This window comes from Tenggerimyces flavus, assembly GCF_016907715.1.
GTDB lineage: Bacteria > Actinomycetota > Actinomycetes > Propionibacteriales > Actinopolymorphaceae > Tenggerimyces > Tenggerimyces flavus.
Genome location: NZ_JAFBCM010000001.1, coordinates 7,984,654 through 8,003,311, shown reverse-complemented (window position 1 = coordinate 8,003,311; position 18,658 = coordinate 7,984,654). Strand labels below are relative to the sequence as shown.

20 protein-coding genes are annotated in these 18,658 nt (G+C 70.1%); 14 read left to right on the top strand and 6 right to left on the bottom strand.

The genetic code is table 11. The features are described from left to right. Positions 1–9 precede the first annotated feature (9 nt). From JOD67_RS37255 to JOD67_RS37245, 3 genes are all read left to right on the top strand, one after another. Complete coding sequence (locus JOD67_RS37255; RefSeq protein WP_205122357.1) at positions 10–471, top strand: hypothetical protein; 462 nt, start codon at positions 10–12, stop codon at positions 469–471. A gap of 186 nt (positions 472–657) precedes the next feature. Next, positions 658–798, top strand: a complete 141-nt coding sequence (locus JOD67_RS37250; RefSeq protein WP_205122356.1) for a hypothetical protein — start codon at positions 658–660, stop codon at positions 796–798. 71 nt (positions 799–869) lie between these two features. Further along, the gene (locus tag JOD67_RS37245) at positions 870–1,721 is read left to right on the top strand and encodes an NAD(P)H-binding protein (RefSeq protein ID WP_205122355.1); all 852 of its coding nucleotides are present in this window, start codon (positions 870–872) and stop codon (positions 1,719–1,721) included. Between the two features lie 10 nt (positions 1,722–1,731). Here the strand turns inward: JOD67_RS37245 and JOD67_RS37240 are convergent, their stop codons facing one another. Then, positions 1,732–2,586 (bottom strand): M23 family metallopeptidase, encoded by an 855-nt coding sequence (locus JOD67_RS37240; protein ID WP_205122354.1) that lies wholly within the window; start codon positions 2,584–2,586, stop codon positions 1,732–1,734. Between the two features lie 128 nt (positions 2,587–2,714). Continuing rightward, positions 2,715–3,620: an alpha/beta hydrolase gene (locus JOD67_RS37235; protein WP_307782694.1), complete on the bottom strand. Its 906-nt coding sequence runs from the start codon at positions 3,618–3,620 to the stop codon at positions 2,715–2,717. 107 nt (positions 3,621–3,727) lie between these two features. On the opposite strand from JOD67_RS37235, the gene icmB reads away from it, so the two are divergent. The 6 genes from icmB to JOD67_RS37205 all read left to right on the top strand — a co-directional run bounded on the left by icmB (position 3,728) and on the right by JOD67_RS37205 (position 9,092). Then, positions 3,728–4,153 (top strand): coenzyme B12-dependent isobutyryl CoA mutase small subunit, encoded by a 426-nt coding sequence (gene icmB / locus JOD67_RS37230; protein WP_205122353.1) that lies wholly within the window; start codon positions 3,728–3,730, stop codon positions 4,151–4,153. 159 nt (positions 4,154–4,312) lie between these two features. Then, positions 4,313–4,744, top strand: coding sequence for an RICIN domain-containing protein (locus JOD67_RS37225; RefSeq protein ID WP_205122352.1), 432 nt, complete (start codon positions 4,313–4,315; stop codon positions 4,742–4,744). Positions 4,745–4,879: 135 nt separating this feature from the next. Continuing rightward, positions 4,880–6,061, top strand: a complete 1,182-nt coding sequence (gene sucC / locus JOD67_RS37220; RefSeq protein ID WP_205122351.1) for an ADP-forming succinate--CoA ligase subunit beta — start codon at positions 4,880–4,882, stop codon at positions 6,059–6,061. 18 nt (positions 6,062–6,079) lie between these two features. Continuing rightward, positions 6,080–6,970, top strand: coding sequence for a succinate--CoA ligase subunit alpha (gene sucD, locus JOD67_RS37215; protein WP_205122350.1), 891 nt, complete (start codon positions 6,080–6,082; stop codon positions 6,968–6,970). Between the two features lie 290 nt (positions 6,971–7,260). After that, positions 7,261–8,520 (top strand): cell division protein PerM, encoded by a 1,260-nt coding sequence (locus JOD67_RS37210; protein WP_205122349.1) that lies wholly within the window; start codon positions 7,261–7,263, stop codon positions 8,518–8,520. 11 nt (positions 8,521–8,531) lie between these two features. Beyond that, positions 8,532–9,092, top strand: a complete 561-nt coding sequence (locus JOD67_RS37205; protein WP_205122348.1) for a dihydrofolate reductase family protein — start codon at positions 8,532–8,534, stop codon at positions 9,090–9,092. On the opposite strand, the gene JOD67_RS37200 is transcribed toward JOD67_RS37205, so the two are convergent. Continuing rightward, a complete protein-coding gene (locus JOD67_RS37200; RefSeq protein WP_205122347.1) occupies positions 9,055–9,600 on the bottom strand; it encodes a DUF4190 domain-containing protein in 546 nt (181 codons plus the stop codon). The genes JOD67_RS37205 and JOD67_RS37200 overlap by 38 nt on opposite strands. Positions 9,601–9,720: 120 nt before the next feature. Here JOD67_RS37200 and purN point away from each other — a divergent pair, with 120 nt between their 5' ends. The 3 genes from purN to JOD67_RS37185 all read left to right on the top strand — a co-directional run bounded on the left by purN (position 9,721) and on the right by JOD67_RS37185 (position 12,684). Next, on the top strand, positions 9,721–10,326 hold the full coding sequence (gene purN, locus JOD67_RS37195) for a phosphoribosylglycinamide formyltransferase (RefSeq protein ID WP_205123328.1): 606 nt from the start codon (positions 9,721–9,723) through the stop codon (positions 10,324–10,326). Beyond that, positions 10,323–11,879, top strand: a complete 1,557-nt coding sequence (gene purH, locus JOD67_RS37190; RefSeq protein ID WP_205122346.1) for a bifunctional phosphoribosylaminoimidazolecarboxamide formyltransferase/IMP cyclohydrolase — start codon at positions 10,323–10,325, stop codon at positions 11,877–11,879. The genes purN and purH overlap by 4 nt, the downstream gene beginning before the upstream one ends. Positions 11,880–11,955: 76 nt before the next feature. Beyond that, positions 11,956–12,684, top strand: a complete 729-nt coding sequence (locus JOD67_RS37185; protein ID WP_205122345.1) for an NYN domain-containing protein — start codon at positions 11,956–11,958, stop codon at positions 12,682–12,684. 57 nt (positions 12,685–12,741) lie between these two features. Here the strand turns inward: JOD67_RS37185 and JOD67_RS37180 are convergent, their stop codons facing one another. Next, on the bottom strand, positions 12,742–13,752 hold the full coding sequence (locus tag JOD67_RS37180) for a helix-turn-helix transcriptional regulator (protein WP_307782693.1): 1,011 nt from the start codon (positions 13,750–13,752) through the stop codon (positions 12,742–12,744). A 62-nt stretch (positions 13,753–13,814) separates the two neighbouring features. On the opposite strand from JOD67_RS37180, the gene JOD67_RS37175 reads away from it, so the two are divergent. Together JOD67_RS37175 and JOD67_RS37170 are read left to right on the top strand one after the other, a co-directional pair. After that, positions 13,815–14,678 carry a DinB family protein gene (locus JOD67_RS37175; RefSeq protein ID WP_205122343.1) on the top strand — a complete coding sequence of 288 codons (864 nt, stop codon included), beginning with the start codon at positions 13,815–13,817 and terminating at the stop codon, positions 14,676–14,678. A 64-nt stretch (positions 14,679–14,742) separates the two neighbouring features. Beyond that, complete coding sequence (locus JOD67_RS37170; RefSeq protein WP_205122342.1) at positions 14,743–16,353, top strand: FG-GAP repeat protein; 1,611 nt, start codon at positions 14,743–14,745, stop codon at positions 16,351–16,353. Here JOD67_RS37170 and JOD67_RS37165 read toward each other — a convergent pair. Next, positions 16,350–16,886: an alpha/beta hydrolase gene (locus JOD67_RS37165; RefSeq protein WP_239554228.1), complete on the bottom strand. Its 537-nt coding sequence runs from the start codon at positions 16,884–16,886 to the stop codon at positions 16,350–16,352. The genes JOD67_RS37170 and JOD67_RS37165 overlap by 4 nt on opposite strands. Next, positions 16,883–18,646: a glycosyl transferase gene (locus JOD67_RS37160; RefSeq protein WP_205122341.1), complete on the bottom strand. Its 1,764-nt coding sequence runs from the start codon at positions 18,644–18,646 to the stop codon at positions 16,883–16,885. Before JOD67_RS37160 ends, JOD67_RS37165 begins: the two co-directional genes overlap by 4 nt. Between the last annotated feature and the right edge of the window lie 12 nt (positions 18,647–18,658).

The following is an 18,658-nucleotide window of genomic DNA, read 5'->3' as shown; positions in this document are numbered from 1 at the left end:
GGCTGAGGGATGCGCAGCACAGACACCGAGGTCGCCGTCAGCTACGGGCGCTTCCTCCTGTCGATCGGCACTACCGGCGAGCTCACCAACATCTTCGAGATCGACCTGCACGGAGAGATCGCCGGGCACGGATCCGGATGGATCGTGTTCGACAGCGGGACGCATGACCACTCCCCGGCGGTGTGCCTCGAGCTCCACGACGAGGAGCCACCGCCGGATGCGGATGCTGAGGCGTCCTGGCTCAGCAGCTTCACCCGCGAACGCGGCGACGTCCTCGAGATCCTCGACGACTCCTACGTGCCGCGTCACGATGCTCCCGTCCTGCACCTGCCGCAGGGCGGGCCGCACGAGATCCGCGTGACGGTCCGCGGCCGCGAGGCTGCCCGTGCGCTCGGGGAGGGGAGCTTCGCGCACGGCGTCGAACGGTGGCGCATCCAGATCTGGCCCCGACGCCTGGCAGGCCCGCGCTGAAAACCCTTTGCCCGCAAGGGTAAACGTGGCTACCGTCGAGAGCGTGAGTCGACTACTCCTACGGATCAGGCAGGCGAGCCCACCGCAACGGTAGGTCCTCGCCCAACCCCCAGCCGCCCGCCTGGACGCGTGCGCGACCGCTGCGGCCATCCGTACTCACGTATCGACTCATCGCGGAGTTCTCCCATGCCTGCTGACGAAAACCTGCCCGAAGAGGTCGAGCAGCTGCTCGCTCTCGGCAATCTCGACGGCGCGATCCTGTTCCTGTTCAGCCGACCGACCTTCCTCGCGAACCGCTTCTTCGCACTGTTCCGCCGAAAGCCTTGACAGGTCCCGAGCATTGCTATCTGCGGAAATCCCCATGTGCGTAAGGGGAAATTCCGCCCTACCCTCGCGGGATGACGATTCTCGTAACCGGGGCTTCCGGCAATATCGGTCGCTGTGTCGTACGCCAACTCGTCGGCGCGGGGCAGCGTGTGAGGGCGATGTCCCGCACCCAGCTCGCCGCCGGTGTCGAGGTCAGGTACGGCGACTTCGAACGTCCCGCCAGCTGGGCGCACGCGCTCGACGGTGTGCGCCGCGTCTACCTGTTCTCTGCCGCACCCGAGGGCTTCATCGAGGCAGCGGTGAGCGCTGGCGTCGAGCGGTTCGTGACGCACTCCGCCGCCGCGGCTGGTTTCGAGGAGCACGACTCGGAGACCGCGCTCGGCAGACATCTCAACGAGGAAAGGGGATTCCACCGCGACCTCGAGCTCGCGGTCGAGGCCTCAGGGGCTGAGTGGACGCACGTACGACCCGGCCTGCTCGCGGTGAACGCGCTCGGCTGGGCCGAGCAGATTTGCGCCGAGGGCGTCGTCCGCGGACCGTACGGGGCTGCCGGCTATCCGTGGGTGCACGAGGCGGACGTCGCGGAGATCGCCGTTGCCGCGTTGGTCACCGACGACCAGCTGGGTGCGGCGTACACGCTCACCGGGCCGGCGAAGGTCAGCCAGGCCGAGCAGATGCGAGCGATCGGAGCGGCGATCGGGAGGGAGCTGAGGTACGACGAGGTCGGACCGGACGAGGCTAGAGCGCAGTGGCAGAGGGAGGGCCTGGACGAGGGGACTGCCGAGTGGCTACTGGCGCTCTACGCCGACGCGGTCGAGGGGTGCGGCGCGTTGCCGCCGACGCGGACGTACGAAGGACTGACCGGGAGATCACCACGCACGTTCGCCCAATGGGCGCGAGATCACGTACGGGACTTCGGCTAGCGGGGAGGACTCAGACGTCGAGGCCGAGATCGCGGAGCCAGGGCTCCGGGTCGATCGGTTCGTCGGCGTCCGGCCGTACCTCGAGGTGCATGTGCGGCCCGGTCGAGTTGCCGGTCGACCCGACGTACCCGATGACCTCGCCGGCCTCGACGTGGCCGCTGCGGCGCTCGTAGCGCGACATGTGGCAGTACCAGAGCTCGGTGCCGTCTTCCAGGCGGACCTTGATCCGGTTGCCGTACGACCCGGAGTATCCGGCCTCGACGATCTCGCCTTCGCCGACCGAGCGGATCTTGGTGCCGGTCGGGGCGGCGAAGTCCAGGCCGGTGTGGTCGGCCTTCCACAGCGAGCCGGCGTCGCCGAAGCGGCCGGTGAGCCGGTACTTCGCCAGCGGGAGGGACCACTTGATGTAGCGGTCGAGAACGAGCGGCCGGTCGTCGATCCCGGCGGCGAGCTTCTCCTGCTTGGCGATCTCGGCGCTGCGCGAGGCTTCCCAGGTGGCCCGGGCCTTGAGGTCGGCGGTCCGCTCGGCCTCTTGCTTCTGCAGGTCGGCCAGCGTCTGGCGGCGTTCCCGGTCGGCGCGGTCGGCCGCGGCCTTACGGGAGTTGCGGAGCTGGTTGAGGCTGGCAGCGACGTCGCTGGCGCCCTCGGCCTTGTACTTCGGCTTGATCGGGTTGCCGGCTGCGGCGGCGAGGGAGTCGTTCGTGTGGAGGGCGATCGCTCCAGTGGCGGCGGCGACGATGGTCGCGAGGCCAGCGATGGCGGGAACGGCACGGATGGGGCGACGTTCTACCTGTTTCTTGCGCTGGCCGGGCTTGCGGTGGCGACCGGCCGACTGGCTCCGGCGGCCTTGCGCTTGCTCCGGCACGTGCGGGAAACCCTTCCGTGGGAAATCTTCCATGGACGATCTACCGATCCAGACCGGCAGGACGATAACGGATCGGACTACCGCTGCCAAATCCCCACGCACAGAAAGTGCCGAATTCGGCCTTCGAATTACGCCATATCGGACAAATTGGACGAAAAATCTGTCTCAGGGTAGCCGCTCGTGACCGAAGCGTGACCTGTTCTCTCGCTACCGAACGTGACCACCGTGTCGCTGGCCGAGTCGAGTTGGGCCAGCATGCGGGCAAGTTCACGTGCCACCCGGCCGTCGATCGGCAGCGTCAGGTGCCCGACGCCATGCACGGGAACGTTGCGTACGTGCAGGTCGGGGTGCTCGAGCTGGGCGTTGGTCTGCGGGTGGATGACCTCGTCGAGGTCGCTCCAGAAGGCGACGAACCGGGTCGCAACCTCCGGCGCCGGCGCGGCGAGCTCGGTCAGCAGCGTGCTGCCCGGGCGCAGCTGCTTGAGCAACGGGAGGGGCAGGATCTTGGCCGCGTTCGTGCCGAGATGCGGCGTCCCGAGCGTGACGAGCGTATGGACGCGTTCGTGGCCGCCCAGCTTCTGGACGCAGTAGCGGGCGATCAGCCCGCCGAGGCTGTGCCCGACGAGGTGGATCTTGTCGTACCCGGTCTCCTCGCAGACCTCCTCGAGCGCCTCGCGGAGCGCCTCGGCAGGCTCGCGTACGTCGGTCGGGAGGGGTCCGTACGAGAACGACAGCACCCGGCCGAACCCGCGCCGGTGCAGGCTGGCGCGCAGCGGCCCGAAGATCGAGCGGTTGTCGACGATGCCGTGCACGAGCAGGATCGGCGTGCCCGCGGCCTCAATGTTGCCGACCAGCAGCCCGCGCTGGATCGGTGGCAGGCGGTCGATGGAGAACGGGTGGCCGGGTGACGGCTCCTCGCGGAGCAGGCCGAGCGGGTACGTGGCGAGGTGCACGCCGATCCAGGTGGCCTCGATCGCGGCAGCACGTACGCCGACAGCCACGTCGGCGCACACCTTCCATACCGGTTCGAGCACTCGTCCTCCGACCCATCCCGCTTGTTACCTGTAAGTACCCCTCAGGTCATGATCGGCAACCGGTTGCTGGACGGCAACCTCGGATTCGTGGGGTTAGGCTCCACCTCGTGACTGGCGGAACGCCGGCTACCAGCCCGATCCGGGTCGTGGTGGCCAAACCCGGACTAGACGGACACGACCGCGGTGCCAAGGTCGTCGCCCGGGCGCTGCGCGACGCCGGCATGGAGGTGATCTACACCGGCCTGCACCAGACGCCGGAGCAGATCGTCGAGACCGCGATCCAGGAGGACGCGGACGGCATCGGCCTGTCCGTCCTGTCGGGCGCGCACATGACGCTGTTCCAGCGCACAGTCGAACTGCTGCGCGAACGCGGCGCCGAGGACATCGCGGTGTTCGGCGGCGGGATCATCCCGGACGCCGACGTACCCCTGCTGGAGAAGATCGGCGTCGCCAAGGTCTTCACTCCGGGCACGCCGACGCACGACATCGTGGCCTGGGTCCGCGCGCATCTTGGGGACTCGGCGGGCAGCTAGCTGCCAGATCCCTGGCTCCGTGGGCGCCGGCGCTGGGACGCTTCCGGGTACGAGCGGAACTCGATCCGGGGGTGGACGATGAGACGTACGTTCCTGCGCGCTTTCGGTGCATCGCTTCTGGCGCTGGTTTGCGTCGCTGGCCCGGCTGTTGCTTCGGCTGTGCCGGACGTGGATGGATCGTTCCTGATCTCCGACCCCGACACGCGGCGCTTCGCGACGGCCGAGACCCAGACGGTGGATCCTCTGGTCTCGATGCTGGACCGCGGCCTGCCGGCTCAGACCTGGGGGATCACGTCGGACCCTCGTGGGAACCATGAGATCCGGAACACGTCCACGAACACGTGCTGGGCGGTGCCGCGGATCACCGTCGGGCCTGGGTCGCTGGTGAAGCACGTGGCTTGCACGGGGGCGAGCGAACAGCAGTGGGAGATCCAGACGATGAGTACGGATGGGACCACTCGGCTGATCAGCGTCCACTCCGCCCGGTGTGCCGGCTTGGCCTTGACGGAGCCTGGCAACAAGCCGGTGCTGCGAGAGCTGGACTGCACGGGCGGGGCGAACCAGAAGTTCTTGCTCCTCCGGCTGACCTGACGGCGCGGATGGAGCCGGGGCCGCGGTCGCTCCGTGCTCTGACCCCGGCGCCCTTCGTCACTGGTGGCGGGGTTAGGCTCCGCTTCGCTGGGGCGTTCGAATGCCGGAGCCGAAAAGAAGTGCGGGAGAGCATCCGTGGACCTGATGGAGTACCAGGCGAAGGAGCTCTTCGCCAAACACGACGTTCCGGTCACTCTGGGCCGGGTCGTGCAGACCCCGGAAGAGGCCCGTGCCGCGGCTGAGGAGTTCGGCGGGCTGGTGGTGGTCAAGGCCCAGGTGAAGACCGGCGGCCGCGGGAAGGCTGGCGGCGTCAAGCTCGCCAAGACTCCCGACGAGGCCGAGACCCATGCCCGCGCCATTCTCGGGATGGACATCAAGGGTCACATCGTCCACCGCGTGCTGATCTCGCCCGGTGCCGAGATCGCCGAGGAGTACTACTTCTCGTTCCTCGTCGACCGCGCCAACCGTGCCTACCTCTCGATCGCGAGCGCCGAGGGTGGCGTGGAGATCGAGGAGGTCGCCAAGACCAACCCCGATGCCGTCGCGAAGGTGTCGATCGACCCGATCACCGGCGTCGACGAGGCGAAGGCACGCGAGATCGCGACGGCCGCGAAGTTCCCGGCCGACATCGCCGACGACGCCGCGGCGACGATCCAGAAGCTGTGGACGGTCTTCATCGAAGAGGACGCGACGCTCGTCGAGGTCAACCCGCTCGTCAAACTCGGCGGCGCCGGGGGCATCGAGGCGCTCGACGGCAAGGTCACGCTGGACGAGAACGCCGCGTTCCGGCACGAGGACCATGCCGCCTTCGAGGACAAGGCCGCGAACGACCCGCTCGAGCAGGCGGCCAAGGAGAAGGACCTCAACTACGTCAAGCTGCAGGGCGAGGTCGGCATCATCGGCAACGGTGCCGGGCTGGTCATGAGCACGCTGGACGTCGTCGCGTACGCCGGTGAGGAGTTCGGTGGGGTCAAGCCCGCGAACTTCCTCGACATCGGTGGCGGTGCCTCCGCCGAGGTGATGGCGAACGGGCTCGAGATCGTGCTGTCCGACCCGGACGTACGGGCCGTCTTCGTCAACGTGTTCGGCGGAATCACCGCCTGCGACGCGGTCGCGAACGGCATCGTCGCCGCGCTGAAGCTGCTCGAGGAGCACGGCCAGGCCCTGACGAAGCCGCTCGTCGTACGGCTCGACGGCAACAACGCCGAGCTCGGGCGGCAGATCCTCACCGAGGCGAACCACTCCCTCGTGGAGCAGGTCGACACGATGGACGGAGCCGCGCGCCGCGCGGCCGAGCTCGCCGCGCAGGCGAAGTAGAGGGGCTGGCTTACTCGCATGGCGATCTTTCTCAACGAGGAAAGCCGGATCATCGTTCAGGGGATGACCGGCGCCGAGGGCTCCAACCACACGCGCAAGATGCTGGCGGCCGGTTCGCAGATCGTCGGCGGCACGAACCCGCGCAAGGCCGGTCAGCACGTCGACTTCGACGGCACGAAGCTACCGGTGTTCGGCACCGTGGCGGACGCGATGTCGGAGACCGGCGCGAACACGTCGGTGATCTTCGTACCCCCGGCGTTCGCGAAGGCCGCCGTCCTCGAGGCGATCGACGCCGAGATCGGGCTGGCGATCGTGATCACCGAGGGCATCCCGGTGCACGACTCGGCGACGTTCGTGGCCCGTTCGCTGGTCGAGGGCTCGAAGACGCGCGTGATCGGGCCGAACTGCCCGGGTGTCGCGTCGCCCGGCAAGTCCTACGCCGGCATCATCCCCGCGTCGATCGCCGGCCCGGGACGGATCGGGCTGGTGTCGAAGTCGGGCACGCTGACGTACCAGATGATGTACGAGCTCCGCGAGATCGGTTTCTCGACGTCGGTCGGCATCGGCGGCGACCCGATCGTCGGCACCACGCACATCGACGCGCTCGCGGCGTTCCAGGAGGACCCCGAGACCGACGTGATCGTGATGATCGGCGAGATCGGCGGCGACGCCGAGGAGCGCGCGGCCGACTTCATCAAGGCGAACGTGACGAAGCCGGTCGTCGGCTACGTCGCGGGCTTCACCGCACCCGAGGGCAAGACGATGGGCCACGCCGGCGCGATCGTGTCGGGCTCGTCGGGTACGGCGGCGGCCAAGCAGGAGGCGCTCGAGGCGTGTGGCGTGAAGGTCGGCAAGACGCCGTCCGCGACCGCCCAGCTCGTCCGCGAGGTCGTCCAGTCGCTCGGCTGACCACCGCCCGCTCGGTTGGGTCGGGGGCACCCACGTCCCATAGGTTCGGACGAGGGTGCCCCCGACCCATGCTCGGGTGGCGGTGACCGCTGGGTGAGGGGCACCCCGGTCCCATAGGTTCGGACGAGGGTGCCCCCGACCCATGCTCGGGTGGCGGTGACCGCTGGGTGAGGGGCACCTCGGTCCCATAGGTTCGGACGAGGGTGCCCCCGACCCAAACTCGGCTCGGGTGCCCAGGCTCTGCGTGTCAGTCCCGAGCACGTGCCCGTTCGGCTGCGACGATGGCGGGGATGACCGGCGTACTCACCCGACCGTTCCTGCGCGACCCAGGTGATCGGGGCGAGGAACAGAGTCCCCGTGAGCTCCGCCCGCCGGTCGTCGGGGGACTGCTCGCCGCCGGCTGGGCCGCGCTCGCCGGCAGCCTGCTCTGCGGGGCGCTCGCCGTCATCGGCTGGTTCACCGCCAGCGGGGGTACGGCCCACGCCGCGCTCCGCCTCGGCCTCGACGCGTGGCTATTGGCCCACCGCGTCCCGCTCGAGCTCACCGACGGGCACCTCGCGCTCCCGCCGCTCGGGCTGTCGATCCTGCCGCTCGCCCTGCTCTACCACGCCGGCAAGTGGGTCGGCCGCACCTGCGTCTTCCGCGTCCGCACCGACCTCGCCGTCGGCGCCATCGCCCTCGCCGCCGGGTACGCCGCACTCTCGGAGCTGCTCGGCCTCCTCGCCCGTACGCACGGCGCCATCCCGCACCCCGGCTGGGCCGCCGCGGCTCCCGCCGCAGCCGCGCTCGTGGCCGGCGGAATCGGCATCCTCGCCGGCAGCGGCCGGCTGAGCCGAGCCTGGGCCCAGCTCCCCGAAGAGATCCGGGCGACCGTCACCGGCGGAGCCGCCGCCCTCGCCACCCTCCTGGCGGCGGGCGCGATCGCCCTGACCGCGGCCCTCGTCCTCAACTTCGGCCGCATCGTGTCCCTCACCGAAGCCCTCGGCGCCGGCTTCGTCGGCGGCATCCTGCTGCTGCTCGTCGGCCTCGCGTACGTCCCGAACGCCGTCGTCTTCGCCGCCGCGTTCGTCGCTGGCCCCGGCTTCGCCCTCGGCACGGACACGGCCGTGTCCACCACCGGCGTCACGCTCGGCCCGATCCCCGCGTTCCCGCTCACCGCCGCGCTCCCGACACCGGGTGCGCAGCCGACCTGGATGTACGGGCTCCTCGCGCTCCCGTTCCTCGCGGGGCTGGCCGGCGGCGCGCTCGCCGTACGCCGTTTCCCCACCCAGACCGTCGACCGCGCGGCGATCCGCGGCGCGCTCACGGGCGCCGCGGGCGGCTTGGCGTTCGCCGCCGTCGCCACCATCGCGGGCGGGGGAGCCGGCCCCGGCAGGCTGAGCGAGGTCGGCCCGCCGCCGCTCGAGACCGCGCTGCTCGTCACCGTCACGTTCGCCCTCGCCGCGGCCATCGCCGCGGCAGCTGTCACCGGCTGGAAACTCTGGCGCGAAGCCAAAGCGATGAGTTTTCCCGCCGAGTCCGTCAGTACTGAGCAAGAACCGACGGACTGAAGGAGAAGACCATGGGCAAGGTTCTCTGGCACCGCTCGACGTCCCTGGACGGCTTCATCGCGGGCCCGAACCACGAGATGGACTGGATGGGCACTTACACGCACGACACCGATCTGGTCAACGAGGTGATCGCGACGACCGGCGCGATCCTCAGCGGCAGGCGCGCGTACGACTGGGGCTCCAAGCTCTTCCCCGGCGAGACGGCCAAGCAGGCATACGGCGGCGCCTGGAACGGTCCGGTCTTCGTACTCACGCACCATCCCGAGGACACCGTGCCCGAGGAGGGCCTCACGTTCCTCGACTGCAGCCTGGAGGAGGCCGTCCGGATCGGGCTGGAGGCCGCGAACGGGAAGAACCTCGAGATCTTCGGCGGCGACCTCGCCCATCAGGCCGCGCGGCAAGGCCTGATCGACGAGCTGATCATCCATCTCCTGCCGGTGATGATCGGCACCGGCGTGCGGCTGTTCGAGAGCGAGGAGCTGGTGCGGCTCCAGTGGGAGCGGACCGGGGTCTACACGTCCCAGGACCAGACCGTCAGCCTGCGCTACCGTCCGCTTCCAAGCGCTCAGTGAGCCGCTTCCGCATCGTCTCCTGGCAGCCCTCCTGCGAGGTGCGGGTGTTCGCCCCCTCCATGCAGGTGTAGTACTCGCTCACCTCGTCCCAGAACACCGCGGCGGTCACCGCGACGAAGCTGGCGAAGACCGTCGCGACGATGCCGAGCACGATGCCTGGCACCGCTCCCGGAGCGCGCACCCGAGCAGGGCGCGCGCTCCGGCGGGCCAGCGCACCGAGCACGATCGCCGCGACGCCGAGGATCAGGCCGAGCGGGAACGCGAGCACGGCGAAGATCAACGCGCCCGCGCCGAAGATGACGGCCAGCCGCGCGCGGATGCGCAGCTTGCGGTCGTCCGCTTCCGACAACTTCACTGGCGGCGGCCCGTCGCCGCCAGGGCCGCCGGCCGGAGCACTGAATGGATGCGACGGCGGCGCCTGTCCGAACACCCGGTTCGCGTCCGGGGGCGCCGAGGTGCCCTCGGACGGGATCGGTGCGGGGTCGCCTCCCGCACGTTCGTCGCTCACGCCGGTCTCCTCATCCTGTGTCCGTGATCGATTTCGGCTCCCGCTATCGTGGCCGACGGTCCCGCACTTCAACGCACCGCGGTCCCGCCGAAGTTTCAGAGCAGTCCCAAGGAGCCCACGCTGAGCGCCCGCCTCGTCGTCCTCGTGTCCGGTTCGGGCACGAACCTGCAGGCCCTGCTGGACGCCACGGGTGACGCGTCGTACGGCGCCCGCATCGTTGCCGTCGGCGCCGACCGTACCGACATCGAGGGCCTGCGCCGAGCCGAACGCGCCGGCATCCCCACGTTCGTCGTCCGCGTGAAGGACTACGAGACCCGCGACGACTGGGACGCCGCGCTCGCGGCCAAGGTCGCGGAGTACGAGCCGGAGCTCGTCGTGTCGGCCGGGTTCATGAAGCTCGCGGGCAAGGCGTTCCTCGAGCTGTACGGCGGCCGGTTCGTCAACACCCACCCCGCACTGCTGCCCTCGTTCCCTGGCATGCACGGGCCGCGGGACGCGATCGAGTACGGCGTGAAGCTCAGCGGCGTCACGCTGTTCGTGGTCGACGAGGGCGTCGACAGCGGACCAGTCGTGGCGCAGGCCGCCGTTCCGGTCGAGGACGACGACACCGTCGACGCCCTGCACGAACGGATCAAACGGGCCGAACGCCAGCTGCTCGTCGACACCGTGGGCCGGATGGTCCGCGAAGGCTTCACCGTGAACGGCAGAAAGGTCACCATCCCTTGAGTACTCAGGACGGCCGTCGCCCGATCCGCCGGGCGTTGGTCAGCGTGTACGACAAGACCGGCCTCGAGGACCTCGCCCGCGGCCTCGCCGCGGGCGGCGTCGAGCTCGTCTCGACCGGCTCGACCGCGGCGACGATCGAGGGCTTCGGCCTCGCGGTGACGCGGATCGAGCAGGTGACCGGCTTCCCCGAGTGCCTCGACGGACGCGTGAAGACGCTGCACCCGAACGTGCACGCCGGCCTGCTCGCCGACCTGCGCAAGCCCGAGCACCAGCAGCAGCTGGACGAGTTCGGCATCGCCCCGTTCGACCTGCTGGTGAGCAACCTCTATCCGTTCCGCGAGACCGTCGCCTCCGGCGCCGGGCCGGACGAGGTCGTCGAGCAGATCGACATCGGCGGGCCGGCGATGGTCCGTTCCGCGGCGAAGAACCACGCCTCGGTCTCGGTCGTCGTCTCGCCGTCGCGGTACGCTGACGTGCTGGCGGCGGTCGAGGCGGGCGGCTTCACGTTCGACCAGCGCAAGCGGCTCGCGGCGGACGCGTTCTCGCTGATCGCGGAGTACGACGTGGCCGTGGCGGCCTGGTTCTCCGCGCAGTACGCGCCGTCCGACAGCGGCTTCCCCGAGTTCACTGGCGCGACCTGGTCGCTCGGCGCGGTGCTGCGGTACGGCGAGAACCCGCACCAGCGCGCCGCCCTCTACACGCACTGGCGGCCGGGGCTGGCGACGGCGGAACAGCTGCACGGCAAGGAGATGTCGTACAACAACTACGCCGACACCGACGCGGCGCTGCGGGCGGCGTACGACTTCACCGACCCGTGCGTGGCGATCATCAAGCACGCCAACCCGTGCGGCATCGCGGTGGGCGCCTCCGTCGCGGAGGCGCACGCCAAGGCGCACGCGTGCGACCCGGTGTCGGCGTTCGGCGGCGTGATCGCGACGAACCGCCCGGTCTCGACCGACATGGCGACGCAGGTCGCCGACGTCTTCACCGAGGTCGTGTGCGCGCCGGACTTCGAGCCTGGTGCGTTGGAGATCCTGACCAAGAAGAAGAACATCCGGCTGCTGCGATGCCCGGAGCCGGCGCCGCACGGGTTGGAGTTCCGCCAGATCTCGGGCGGCGTGCTCATGCAGAGTCAGGACCGCATCGATGCCCCGGGCGACGACCCGGCCGAATGGAAGCTCGCGACCGGCACGGCGGTGGACGACGCGACCCTGGCGGACCTCGCGTTCGCCTGGCGGGCCGTTCGGGCCGTGAAGTCGAACGCGATCCTGCTCGCCTCAGGTCGCGCGACGGTCGGCGTCGGCATGGGCCAGGTCAACCGGGTCGACTCCGCGCGGCTCGCCGTGTCGCGGGCAGGGGAGCGGGCGGCCGGCTCGGTCGCGGCGTCGGACGCGTTCTTCCCGTTCGCCGACGGCCTGCAGGTGCTGCTGGACGCGGGCGTGAAGGCGGTCGTCCAGCCCGGTGGCTCGGTCCGCGACGAAGAGGTCATCGCGGCGGCCGCGGCGGCCGGCGTGACGCTCTACCTGACCGGGACGCGGCACTTCTTCCACTAGGTGGGCGTGCTTCACCTGGCCGGCCTGGGACGTTCATGTCGATCTTGGTCGGTACCCGTTACTACTGTGTCGCAAGATGCGCGTAGGTGTGTACGTCGACGGCTTCAACCTCTACTACGGAGCACGGCAGTCCTGTGGTCGGGGTACTTCCGGCTGGCGTTGGTTGGACGTACGCGCGCTCGCCTGCGACCTGATCGGCGAACGGCGGAACTGGGAGGACGCGCAGGTCGAGCGCGTCGTCTACTGCACGGCTGTGATCGACGGCGCGAGCAACCCCAAGGGCCAGCAGGACCAGGACGTCTACCTCAAGGCCCTGCTCGCGAGCGGGAGCGTCGACCACATCGAGTACGGCTACTACGTCTCCCGCGTACGCACCTCGCCGCTCGCCACCCGGGACGCCAAGGGCCGCCCGTTGCTCGTCCGTTCGGACTGGCCGGTCGTCGTGCACGACGGGCACAAGCGGATCAGCGGCGGGATGTTCATGGTGTCGTACGCCTATCGCGAGGAGAAGGGCTCCGACGTCAACGTCGCGAGCCACCTGCTCGTCGACGCGCTCGGCGGAAAGATCGATGCGGCCCTGGTCATCTCCAACGACAGCGATCTACGATTCCCCTTGCAGGAAGCGCGTCAACGCGTTCCGGTCGGCCTGGTCAACCCGAGCCCGACCTATCTCGCCGGCGCGCTGCGCGGTCTGGCACGCGAAGGCGCCGGCAGACATTTCTGGCGACAGTTGGTCGCACACGACTTTCGGGACCACCAGCTTCCGGACCCAGCCGCTACCTATTCCCTCCCCGAGGGATGGTGAAACTTCGATCCATTGAAAACTTTACGTTTCGTCCCTGTCCGGCCAGCCCCAGACCGGCTAGGGTTCCTCACGTATACCACCCGGCTCCTCGTGGGCCGGGTTTTCTTTTGCCCGCATGCCGCCGACTGCCGAGCGAGTGAGGCGGGCGCCGAGGTCGAGGACCGCGTCGCGGAGCACGTCCGGTGACAGGACTTCGAACTCCCAGGGAATCATCGTGACCGCCCCGACGAGCGGGCCGAGCTCGTTCGCCGCCATGCGGACCAGGCAGGTCGACTCGTCGATCGGCTCGACCACGCCGCGGCCCGGCGGGATCTGCCGGCGCGCCGTCTCCGCGGGTACGTGCACGCGCAGCGTCGCCTTGATCTCCCACGGCGTAACGCCCGTTCCCTCCGCGACGAGCGCGACCGCGTCGGGGGGATCCTCGAGCCGGTACCGCATTCCGGTCAGCTGCGGTGCGGAGATCCGGTCGATCCGGAACGTCCGCCACTCGCCGTGCGAACGGTCCCTCGCCACCAGGTACCAGCGGCGGCCGGTGTGCACGATCTGGAACGGCTCCACCGACCGCTCCGACTCCTCGCCACTGTGCCGGCGGTACCGGAACCGCAGCCCTTCGGTGTGCCGGCAGCCGGCGGCGAGCGTGACGAGGACGTCGGCGTCGACCTGCGGCAGGTCGCCCTGCGGCAGCTGGACCATGCTCGCGCCGATCGCGGTGACCCGTTCGCGCAGCCGCGCCGGCAGGACCTGGTGCAGCTTGGCCAGCGCCGCGATCGCACCGTCCTCGACGCCCGACACCGTCGTGGTCGTCGCCACCCGCAGCCCGACGGCGATCGCCACTGCCTCGTCGTCGTCCAGCAGCAACGGGGGCAGCCGCCCGCCTGGGCCGAGCCGGTAGCCGCCGCCGAGCCCGGCCTCGGCGGAGACCGGGTAGCCGAGCGAACGGAGCCTCGTGACGTCGCGGCGGACCGTACGCGTGGTGACCTCCAGCCGGTGGGCCAGTTCCTCGCCGTCCCATTGCGGGCGGGACTGGAGCAGCGTCAGCAGCCGGAGCAGGCGCGAGGCGGTGTCCACGTTCTCCATTGTCCCCGCTCTGCGGACCGATCCTGTCCGCAGAGCGTCCTAACGTTGAGCCCATGACCGAACTCAGAGAAGACCTGTTGGGACTGTCCGACTTCGCCTGGGAGCGCCTCCGTACCCGCGTGGAGGGCCTGACCGACGAGGAGTTCTCCTGGGAGCCCATGCCGGGTTGCTGGTCCATCCGCGACGGTAAGGCGGACGGGGACGCACTGCCGCCCGACCCGCCGCCGTTCACCACGATCTCGTGGCGGCTGAACCACCTGATGGACGTCCTGCAGGCCGAACGGACCGCGACGTGGTTCGGCCACCAACCCCTGCCGGACGACGGGCTGCCGACGACGCGCACCACCGCCGCCGCGGCCATCGAGGGGCTCGACCACGCCTACGCCGTCTGGCGTCGCCGGCTCGCCGCGCTCAGCCAGGACGACCTCGACCGCCCGATGGGCGAGCTCGCCGGCCGATACGGCAAGGACAGCGGCAACACGTTCGCCCTGCACATCCTCGACGAGCTCATCCACCACGGCGCCGAGGTCGGCGTGGTCCGCGACCTCTACCGCGGTCAGCAGTCCGAGGACCCCTCGGTCACCGCCCTGCTGAACGGCGACCGCCCGGCCGACCTGGACCGTGTCCGCACCGAACGCCCCAGCCTGGTCGCCGAGGCGGCCGCGGCCAAGCGCTGGGACGCGGTCCCGCCCCTGCTCGCGCTCGGCTTCGCCATCGACGCCCGCTCCGCCCTCGGTCGTACGGCAGTCCAGCTCGCCGCCGGCTCCGGCGAGTTGGAGACGCTGAAGCTGCTGGTGGAGGCCGGTGCCGACCTGACTGCCGAGGATCCGGCGTTCCACGCGACGCCGCTCGGCTGGGCCCGGTACTTCGACCAACCCGACGCCGCCGCGTACCTGCTGGAGAAGGGCGCGCGGTGACCGTCCTCGGCGCCCGGACCCGACGACCATTCCCCGTGTAACAACTGTCTGCAATCATGCGTTGGTGCGGACGCGAGGGGTCGGCTGGTGCCTGGCGGTGGTGAGCGTGCTCATCGTGCTGCCCGCCGGGTCGGCGTTCGCCTCCCCGGATCCCGACCGCGCGGTCGGTAGGTCCGCGAGCACGGACTTCAACTGCGACGGCTACGCCGACCTCGCGATCGGCGTTCCGTACGACGCGGTCGACGGCGTCGAGGACTCCGGCGGCGGGGCGGTCGAGATCCTGTACGGCGGCACCAAGGGGCTGTCCGGCAAGGGCGCGCAGTACCTGACCAGGGACACCCCCGGCGTCCCCGGCACCCCCGCGCCGAACGAGAGCTTCGGCGGCTCGGTCGCCGCCGGTGACTTCGACGGCGACGGGTGCAGCGAGCTGGTGGTCGGCGCTCCCGGAACGGACGGGCGGGCCAGCGAGGTGCTCGTGTTCGAGGGCGCGTCCGCGGGCGTCGAGGTCTCGCGCGACCAGCCGGCCCGCGTGATTCGCCAAGGTGCGTTGAACGTTGGCGCGGACTGGAACCCGGCGGCCAAGTTCGGCTCAGCGCTCGCGGTCGGCGACTTCGACGGCGACGGCCGCGACGACCTCGCGGTCGGTGCCCCGGACGACAACGTGGACTGGATGTTCGGCGCGGTCGACGAGGCGGGTTCGGTGACTGTTCTGTACGGAACGCCGCACGGCCTGCCGATCGTGTCCAGCCGCAGCCAGTACTGGAACCAGAACAGCGAGGGCGTCCCCGACGCCGCCGAGCCTGAGGACGGCTTCGGCAGCAGCCTCGCCGCGGGCGACTTCGACGGCGACGGCGCGGAGGATCTCGCGATCGGCGTACCAGGCGAGGGCGTACGCGGCATCGACGACGCCGGCGCCGTCCAGGTGTTGTCCGGCTCCTCAGCCGGGCTGGTCGCCGGTCCCTCCGCCTTCCCCTGGAGCCAGGGCGAGGATGGCGTGGCCGATGTCGCCGAGGACGGCGACCGGTTCGGCGAGAGCCTCGCCGCGGGCGACTTCGGCGCCGACGGGCACGACGATCTGGCGGTCGGCGCCCGGTTCGAGGGCATCGGCGCCGCGCGCGGCGCCGGCGAGGTGGACGTGATCGAGGGCTCGGCAGTCGGCCTGGTCGGGCGCGGTGGGATTCTCCATCAGGACTTGGCGAACGTGCTCGGCATCGCCGAGGCGGGCGACGTGTTCGGCACCGCGCTCGCGGCCGCGGACTTCAACGGCGACGGCGCGTGCGACCTCGCGGTGGGCGCGCCCAGCGACGAGGACACGGCGCAGGGTTCGGTGACGGTGTTCTACGGCAGCGAGTCCGCGGGGCGGCTGACCGTACGCGGGAACGTGCTCGACAGCCAGGACAGCGGCTCGGTGCCAGGCGAGGCGGGCGAGAACGAGAGCTTCGGCGAGGCGCTCGCGGCCAACGACTTCGACCGCGACGGCCGCGCGGACCTCGTCGTCGGCGTACCGAACGACAAGCGCGACGCTGGCGCCAGCTCAGCCGGCGTGGTGAACGTCCTGTACGGCTCGGCGAAGGGCGTCCAGACCACGTCACGTGCGCAGCTGTGGTTCCAGGGCTCGGGCGGCCTCGGCGGTAAGCCGACCGCCTTCGAGTTCTTCGGTTCCGCTCTCTATTAAGGCCAGACGACGTCGTCGAGGAACGTCTCGACGGCGGCCACGACCTGACCGAGGACGGCCGCCGACTCACTCAGCGGACCGGGCAGGAACATGCCGTGGTCGGCGCCCTCGATCTCCAGTACGTACGGCGTCAGCTCGCGGGCGAGGTCACCCACCCACAGCTTGTCCGCCGTACCGCCCACGAGCAGGAACGGTGCGGTCGCGCGCCGCAGGCCCTCCACGCAAGGCGCCTCGGTCAGCAACGGCGTCAGCCACACCGCCGGCAGCTCCCGGTCGGCGGCGAGCGGGGCGCTCAGTGTGCCGAGGGACTTGCCGACGACCAGCGCGCCAGGCCCGGCCTCGTCGAGCACCGGCGCGACCCGTTCGTGCACCCACGGCACTCGCCGGTCCGCCGGGGTGTCGAGCGGGTACTCCCAGTCGATCGGATGCACGACCGCGCCACGACGTTCGGCCGCCTCGCCGGGGTAGAACAGCAGCGGCGCGGACGGGCCGTACCGCCCGCCCGGCGCGATCACGACGTGCCGCTCGCTCATGGCGCGACCTTCCACACGTAGAGCCCGCCGACGAGCTCGCCCTCCTCGCCAAGGAGCTCGTCGACCGCGGTCTTCAGCTCGTCTCGGTGCGGTTGGTCGCCGAGCACGACCACGGACGCCTTCCAGAACTCCAGATCGGCCTTCGCCTGCGCCTTGTCCGCCTCGTTGACCGTCAGTCCCTCGCCGTCGCGGATCCGGCGCAGCAGCCACGACATCGGCCGCGGGTAGGCGCCGTACGACGCGCGCCCGGTCTCGTCCCACGGCCCGACGAAGTAGCCCTCGGGGATGTGGAACTCCATCCCCGTCTTGACCTGCCAGTCGTACGCGTCCACATCGCCCGGCACCGTTGGCGGAACGGGGATCACGGTGCCGCCCTCCGGGACGTACGCGCGGTACGTTCCGTCGGCGAAGAACTCCGGTAGCGGCTCGCGGTCGGCGGCCCGCAGGGGAGTGGGGAAGATCGGCAACAGGGCAAGGGCAATCGCCGCGTACCCGACCACCCGATAGCGTGTCGGCGCGGTCGACTTGCGCAGCCGGTCGATGCCGAGCGCGATGAGGATGCCCATCGCTGGCACGCAGATCATCGCGAGCCGCGACTCCAACAACGAGTCCAGCAAGGGCATATGGCGGAACAGGATCCACGGTGCGGGCATCCAGGTGGCCTCGCCGTTGAGCACGACCCTCGGGCCTAGCGAGAGCGCCGCGGCGACGACGATCACGATCATCAGGACGCGCGCGACCTTGCGCTTCCACAGCCACACGACCAACGCGATCGTCAACGCCAGCAGGGGCCAGCCGAAGAACGAGTTCTCCTCGGTCCGGTTCATCGACAGCTGTCGCGCGATCTCCGCGTGGCCGAGCAGCGACTCGGTCGAGAACGACCAGAACGACTCGAGCGGGTTGCCGGAAGGCCCGTGCAGCAAGGCGCTGTAGCTCTGTGGTCCCGTGAACTGGAACCACAGTGGGTACGCGCAGATCACCAGCGAGACGGCCGCGCCGATCGCGACGCCGAGTGCGGTCGTACGGAATCGGGCGCGGAACTCCGACCAGTGCATCGCGGCCCACGCGACGATGAACGTCGCGATCCCGATCGCCGCGATCATCAACGCCTCTTCGCCGATGAACAGCTGCCACGTCACGATCAGCCCGAGCAGGATCCCGTTCAGCACGATGCGCTGGCCGCGATACAGCTTGATCAGTTGGATGATGATGAACGGGACGGGGAACAGCACCATCATCTGCGGGTGCGCCTGTGCCTGCGAGATCATCGACGGCGCGAAGCCCGCGAGGCCGGCGCCGATCGCCGCGCCGAGCCGCGAGGTGACGAGGTAGCGCGACATCAGCCAGTACCAGCCGATCGCCGTACCCGCGAGGCCGACGAGGAGCACGATCGCCCACGTGACCGAGGCGCCGAGCGTCAGCGTCACTGGTGCGAGCGGGATGGAGAGCCCGAAGCTCGCGGTGTTCGCCATCACGTTGATGCCGGTCGGGAAGTTGATGAAGTTCGAGAACAGCAGGTCGTCGCCGCGCACGAGCGCGTGTGCCGTCTGCGCGAAGAACCACTCGAACAGCTGCTGGTCCGACGCGCCGTCGATCAGGTAGCGGCGGGTTGGATCGACCCACAGCCTGGCGAAGACGAGGAAGGCGAGCGCGACCATGCTCCCCATCGCCGCGAGGTCCGCGAGCAGGCGTCTGCCTCGCTTCGGCTGTTCTGCTGTCGTGGCGGGCGATTGAGCGGTCAGCGTTCCCACGTCTCCCAAGACCCCAAGCCT

Excerpts from the sequence above, each read along its gene's own strand:
- JOD67_RS37205 (WP_205122348.1), top strand. The coding sequence starts at position 8,532 with ATGGGCAAGGTTCTCTGGCACCGCTCGACGTCCCTGGACGGCTTCATC.
- JOD67_RS37175 (WP_205122343.1), top strand. The coding sequence starts at position 13,815 with ATGACCGAACTCAGAGAAGACCTGTTGGGACTGTCCGACTTCGCCTGG.
- JOD67_RS37250 (WP_205122356.1), top strand. The coding sequence starts at position 658 with ATGCCTGCTGACGAAAACCTGCCCGAAGAGGTCGAGCAGCTGCTCGCT.
- JOD67_RS37210 (WP_205122349.1), top strand. The coding sequence starts at position 7,261 with ATGACCGGCGTACTCACCCGACCGTTCCTGCGCGACCCAGGTGATCGG.
- JOD67_RS37255 (WP_205122357.1), top strand. The coding sequence starts at position 10 with ATGCGCAGCACAGACACCGAGGTCGCCGTCAGCTACGGGCGCTTCCTC.
- JOD67_RS37185 (WP_205122345.1), top strand. The coding sequence starts at position 11,956 with ATGCGCGTAGGTGTGTACGTCGACGGCTTCAACCTCTACTACGGAGCA.
- sucD (WP_205122350.1), top strand. The coding sequence starts at position 6,080 with ATGGCGATCTTTCTCAACGAGGAAAGCCGGATCATCGTTCAGGGGATG.
- JOD67_RS37165 (WP_239554228.1), bottom strand. The coding sequence starts at position 16,886 with ATGAGCGAGCGGCACGTCGTGATCGCGCCGGGCGGGCGGTACGGCCCG.
- JOD67_RS37245 (WP_205122355.1), top strand. The coding sequence starts at position 870 with ATGACGATTCTCGTAACCGGGGCTTCCGGCAATATCGGTCGCTGTGTC.